The organism is Frankia sp. CeTa3Moorea (genome assembly GCF_978021225.1).
On sequence record NZ_CDXDOR010000256.1, the window covers coordinates 1 to 3,940 of the forward strand.

The window sequence follows — 3,940 nt, forward strand, 5'->3', positions numbered from 1 at the left end:
GTGGGGCCGAGCGCGGGTGTGGGCGCGGCCGCCGGGCCGGGCGGCACGGGTGTCGACGCGCAGGTTCCGGGCGCGGGCGTGGGTACGACCGCGGGGCCGGGTGGTGCGGGTCTCGGCGTCGGGGTGGGGCCGAGCGCGGGTGTGGATGCGAACGCCGGGCCGGGCGGCGCCGGTCTCGGCGCTAGCGTGGCGCCGTCGGTTCGTCGCTGACCGGTGGTCCCAGGAGGGGCCGGCCAGTCTGGAGGGGGCCGGCCGGCCTGGAGGGGTCGGGGTTCAGGCGGCGAGCCCGTGCCGCGCGTCCGCTGCCTGACAGCTGACGACCAGTTCGCCGTCGTGGGCGTCGACGCGCACCGTTCCGCCTTCGGTGACCTCGCCGCGGAGCAGCGCGCGGCCGATGCGGGTTTCGACGTCGTGGGAGATGTAACGGCGCAGCGGCCGGGCGCCGTAGACCGGGTCGTATCCCGCCTGGGCGATCAGGCGCCGGCCGGCGTCGGTCAGCTCGAGGGTGATCCGCCGCTCGGCCAGGCGTCGGCGCAGGTCAGAGAACTGGAGATCGACGATCCGCTCGAGCTGGGGTAGGCCCAGCGGCCGGAACAGGATGATGTCGTCGATCCGATTGAGGAACTCCGGGCGGAAGTGCCCGCGCAGGTCGGCCATCACCCGGGCCTGCGCGTCGGGTCTGATCTGCCCGTCGGAGTCGACGCCGTCGAGCAGGTAGGGGGAGCCGATGTTGGAGGTCATGATGATGACGGTGTTGCGGAAGTCGACCCGGTGTCCCTGGGCGTCGGTGACGCGGCCGTCATCGAGGAGCTGCAGCAGGACGTTGAACACGTCGGTGTGTGCCTTCTCGATCTCGTCGAAGAGCACCACCGCGTAGGGCTTGCGCCGGACCGCCTCGGTGAGCTGGCCGCCCTCCTCGTAGCCGACGTAGCCGGGGGGAGCGCCGACGAGCCGGCTGACCGTGTGCCGTTCCTGGTACTCGCTCATGTCGAGGCGGGTCATGTTCTCCTCGGTGTCGAACAGGGCGGCGGCCAAGGCCCTGGCCAGCTCGGTCTTGCCGACGCCGGTGGGTCCGAGGAGGATGAACGAGCCGATGGGCCGGCGGGGGTCGCGGATGCCGGAGCGGGCCCGGATGATCGCGTCGGTGACCAGCGTGACGGCCTCATCCTGGCCGACGACCCGCTGGCGCAGGGTGTCGTCGAGGCACAGCAGCTTCTCGCGTTCGGTCTCGCGCAGCCGGGAGACCGGGATGCCGGTCCAGGCCGCGACGATCTCGGCGATCTCCTCGTCGGTGACGACCTCGCGCAGCAGCCGCTGCTCGCCCTGTTTGGCGGCGAGCCGGTCCTCCTCGGCCGCGAGTCGCCGTCCCAGCTCACCCAACCGGCCGTAGCGCAGCTCGGCGGCCCGGTTCAGGTCGTAGGCCCGTTCGGCTTCCTCGGCTTCGCGGCGCACCCGTTCGAGCTCCTCGCGTAGCTGCTGAACCCGCCGGATCGCCTGGCGTTCGGCATCCCACTGGGCGCGCTTGGCGTCGGCCTCGGCGCGCAGGTCGGTGAGCTCCCGGCGCAGCTCGGCCAGCCGGGTCTCGCTGGCCGGGTCGGTCTCCTTGGCCAGGGCGGCTTCCTCGATTTCCAGGCGGGTGACCCGCCGGGTGATCTCGTCGAGCTCGGCGGGCATCGAGTCGATCTCGGTGCGTAGCCGGGCGCAGGCCTCGTCGACCAGGTCGATCGCCTTGTCCGGCAGGAATCGGTCGGTGATGTAACGGTGGCTCATCGTGGCAGCGGCGACCAGTGCGCCATCCTGGATCTTTACTCCGTGGTAGATCTCGAAGCGTTCCCGCAGCCCGCGCAGGATCGAGATGGTGTCCTCGACGGTGGGCTCGTCGACCATGACCGGCTGGAAGCGGCGTTCCAGGGCGGCGTCGGACTCCACGCGCTTGCGGTACTCGTCCAGCGTCGTTGCGCCGATCATGTGCAGCTCGCCGCGGGCGAGCATCGGCTTGAGCATGTTGCCGGCGTCCATGGCGCCTTCGGCCGCGCCGGTTCCCACCACGGTGTGCAGCTCGTCGACGAAGAGCAGAATGCGGCCCTGGGCGGCCTTGACCTCGGCCAGCACGGCCTTGAGCCGCTCCTCGAACTCGCCGCGGTACTTGGCGCCCGCGACCAGGGATCCCAGGTCCAATGCGAAGATCGTCTTGTCGCGTAGTCCTTCCGGGACGTCGCGGTGGACGATGCGCTGCGCCAGGCCCTCCACGATCGCGGTCTTGCCGACGCCCGGGTCGCCGAGCAGCACCGGGTTGTTCTTCGTCTTGCGGCTGAGGATCTGGATGACGCGGCGGATCTCGGCGTCGCGGCCGATGACCGGTTCCAGCGTGCCGTCGCGGGCCTGGGCAACCAGGTCGCGGCCGTACTTCTCCAGCGCCTCGTAGGTGGCTTCCGGCGTCGCGGAGGTGACCCGCTGATGGCCGCGTACCTGGGTGAGCGCAGCGAGGAACGACTCCCGGGTGATCCCGTGCTCCGCCAGCCGCCTCCCGGCCTCGGTGGCCGACCCCTCCTCGGCCAGCGCGAGGAGAAGGTGTTCCACCGAGACGTAGTCGTCCCTGAGCCGCCCGGCCTCGCGCTCGGCCGCATCCAGCAGCCGGGACAGCCGCTGGGTGAGGAACACCCGCCCGGGGGCGGCGCCCGGCCCGCTGACCTTCGGCCGCCGGGCCAGGTCGGCTTCGACGGCGGCGGCCAGCGCGGCGGAGTCGGCGCCGGTCTGCCCGATCAACCGGGGGATCAGCCCGTCCGGGGCCTGCAGCAGGGCGAGGAGCAGATGCTCGCCGTCGACCTCGGTGTGCCCGAGCGCGGTCGCCCTGGCCTGCGCCGCGGCCAAGGCCTCCTGGGACTTCTGAGTCAGCCGGTTCATGTCCACGGCGGTGTGCTCCTTGCGGCTGTCGGAGATCGAGCGGCCTGGTCACCGCGCAGCGCGGCTTCCAGCACGTCGATGCGGTCGAGCAGGTCGAGGACGAGACCGATCGCGGCGTAGTTCAGGCACAGGCCGGCCCGCAGCCGTTGGATCCTCGCGATCGTCGCCGGGGTGTCCGGGGCGAACCACCGCGTCCCGGTGGCGTCGCGGGAGGCCTCCAGCAGGCCGAGCGCCACGAACCGGCGGACCAGGTCGGGATGCAGCCCGCCGCGGCTGGCGACCGTCTCCACGGTCAGCTTCCGGGCTGGTGCCAGCGGGTAACGCGGCCGGGTGATCGGCGACGGCGCCGTCCGCTGCTGCGACGGGGATGGGATGGTCATCGCCAGGATCCCTTGCTCGGATCGGACTTTCTGGGGTTGGAGTTTCTCGGGTTGGAGTTTCTCGGGTCGAAGGTCGAGGTGGCCGCCAGTTCTCCGAACAGCGCCCGCTCCCGGTCGGTCAGCGTCGGCGGCACTGCCACGCTGACCTCGGCGTAGAGGTCGCCCGGCCGTCCCGACGGATTCGGCAGGCCCTCGCCACGCAGCCGCAGCCGGCGGCCACTCGACGAACCCGCCGGGACGTGGACCTTGACCTCGCCGCCGGGAGTGCTGGTCGAGACCGTCGCGCCCAGCGCCGCCTCCCACGGGGTGACCGGTAGCTTCAGCTGGATATCGCGGCCGCCCACCCGATAGCGGGGGTGCAGTGCGATCCGTACCCGCAGGTAGAGGTCGCCGGGCGGGGCGTCACCGCTGCCACGGCCGCCCTGCCCGGCCAGCCGGATCCGCTGACCGGCCACCACCCCCGCGGGGATGCTGACCTGGTAAGAACGCGGCCCGTCCGAGCCGGTCAGCGTGACCCGGCGGCGACCACCCCGGTACGCCTCCTCGACCGTCAGGCTGAGCTCGGCTTCCTGGTCGGCGCCCGGGATCGGCCCGGCCGCGCCACGGGCCCCGAAAAGGGTTCCGAACAGATCCTCGAATCCGGCTGTGCCGAAACC

3 protein-coding genes and 1 pseudogene are annotated in these 3,940 nt (G+C 72.1%); 1 reads left to right on the plus strand and 3 read right to left on the minus strand.

The features are described 5' to 3' along the window. A pseudogene (locus AC08OV_RS23845) lies at window positions 1–210 on the plus strand (hypothetical protein); the annotation flags it as partial. 63 nt (window positions 211–273) lie between these two features. Here the strand turns inward: AC08OV_RS23845 and clpB are convergent. The 3 genes from clpB to AC08OV_RS23860 form a co-directional block, all read right to left on the minus strand. Beyond that, a complete protein-coding gene (clpB, locus tag AC08OV_RS23850) occupies window positions 274–2,910 on the minus strand; it encodes an ATP-dependent chaperone ClpB (RefSeq protein ID WP_476616050.1) in 2,637 nt (878 codons plus the stop codon). Next, window positions 2,901–3,284: a chaperone modulator CbpM gene (locus AC08OV_RS23855; protein WP_476616049.1), complete on the minus strand. Its 384-nt coding sequence runs from the start codon at window positions 3,282–3,284 to the stop codon at window positions 2,901–2,903. The genes clpB and AC08OV_RS23855 overlap by 10 nt, the downstream gene beginning before the upstream one ends. Continuing rightward, window positions 3,281–3,940: DnaJ C-terminal domain-containing protein (locus AC08OV_RS23860; RefSeq protein ID WP_476620358.1), on the minus strand; the 660-nt coding region annotated here is incomplete at its 5' end. The genes AC08OV_RS23860 and AC08OV_RS23855, both read right to left, overlap by 4 nt.